The following is a 1,684-nucleotide window of genomic DNA, read 5'->3' on the forward strand; positions in this document are numbered from 1 at the left end:
CTATTTAAGAATATTCTCACGGCAGCCTTCCACAAATCAAAGATTTGGGTTTTCCATGAGAATATCCTTAAATTACTTTGCTTATCTTCCTGATGACCTTACTACCTTATTTGCACGTAAAATTTGAAAGCTCGATAGTCTCTTGCTGTAAAAAGTAGAGAACTAAAGGGAAAAGTATTCACTTTAAAATAACACATATGGAAAGATTAAAGTTGCAGAGAGTGGGAAGAAACTACAGTGGGAACATTGCTTACAAGGATGAGAAAGGTAATTTTTACCTTGACCTAAATACAGCTACTAACGCAATTCCAACAGAGTTATATCATTGCCATCCATCTAATGATATGGATGGAGAACCAGGGTGTCCTTTGCAGTGTGATTTTGAAATCATAAACCCTATCACAGATATAGAAGTTAGAGAGTATCATTTCAGAGGAAAGTATATGATGTTATCGAAGATATACAATGATTTGACAGCATATTTTGGAGAAACAGGCGAGGAAGAACGTGATAAGCAAGACTTTCGTTATCACAATGACAAATATGGTCTTTGGGGTGATACCATTGCGGAAACTATAGACGAACTAAAGAGACGTTGGCACGAAATACCCGAAGACTTAAAACCTGAATGGTGTTCATGGGAGGATATTGTGAAGTTGGAGCGTAAAGCAGAATTAAGTAACTTCCAATAATACGTTGTATATGGTTACACTGCATAAGTAATCTTTATATCTATTTTTCTACTTGCAACTTACATGCAAGTAGAAAATTTATTAAATTTACAATCATAAAACTAAAAGCTATGTTTACAATCGAGAAATTCAGAAACGAGTGTGCTAATATTTCAAATGAAACCGAACTAAGAGAGAAAATTGAGGAGTGTGCAAGATTCTTCGGCTATGATGTCCGTGAGAAAGGTTGCTCTCTATATGATTTCTTTCCATGGGGATATAGATCTGACTATATTGGACGCTTTTTTGTTGAGCTAAAGAATGGAAATAGCTTGTTAGCAGACAATGCTACAATAGCAGAAGTTGAGCCAAGAAAAGTAAAGTTCTATGTTAATTATGATGACCCAGGAAGTGGTGATTACGTTTATACTTTTGAAATCGTATAAATTCACTTTTGGTTTAGCGTAATCCTTTTGTAAGAATAAGTGTATATATCATCTTAGATGCTGGTTTTCTTAAAGATTGCCAGCTTCTTTTTTGTGCTGCGCCAGATGGTCGCAGCACACATCAATCATAGCCCTATCAAACACGCTATCGCAAGTTTTTCTCTTTCTTGCTTTTCCCTAATGATTCTGCTTTATCCCCCGCAGCTTCGCCAGTATTCCGCTAAGCATCAGGAACGCACTTATCTCATATACATGAGCGTGCTTTTCCTTTCTGCTTTACAAAACACAGGCTACGCTGAAACCCTTAAAACAGACAGTGCTGTTTTAATCCCTTGAAAACCACTGTCTCATGTTCTACGAAGCATTTCGACAAAGGTTTTCAAGGGACTTTGGGAGAGCGGTTATGACAGTATCTTGTTTTAAAGCCTACGGCAACTTTGCTATTCTTTACCCTTTAGTTTAGGGCGAAGCCCTGCATCCTTTGTTATCGCTTACACTCCTTGCATACACAGTCTGGCTTTAATTTTCCTTTGCAAAGGTAAGCAAGGTCGTAAGAACACAAAGTAC

The 1,684-nt window shown here is 37.2% G+C and carries 2 protein-coding genes; both read left to right on the forward strand.

Going from position 1 to position 1,684, the window contains the following annotated elements; translation table 11 throughout:
- The first annotated feature begins 197 nt into the window (after positions 1-197).
- On the forward strand, positions 198-692 hold the full coding sequence (locus HMPREF9969_RS00140; RefSeq protein ID WP_009433860.1) for an LPD11 domain-containing protein: 495 nt from the start codon (positions 198-200) through the stop codon (positions 690-692).
- A gap of 110 nt (positions 693-802) precedes the next feature.
- Positions 803-1,117 (forward strand): hypothetical protein, encoded by a 315-nt coding sequence (locus HMPREF9969_RS00145; protein ID WP_009433859.1) that lies wholly within the window; start codon positions 803-805, stop codon positions 1,115-1,117.
- Positions 1,118-1,684 lie beyond the last annotated feature (567 nt).

This window comes from Prevotella sp. oral taxon 306 str. F0472 (assembly GCF_000257925.1).
Classification (GTDB): domain Bacteria; phylum Bacteroidota; class Bacteroidia; order Bacteroidales; family Bacteroidaceae; genus Prevotella; species Prevotella vespertina.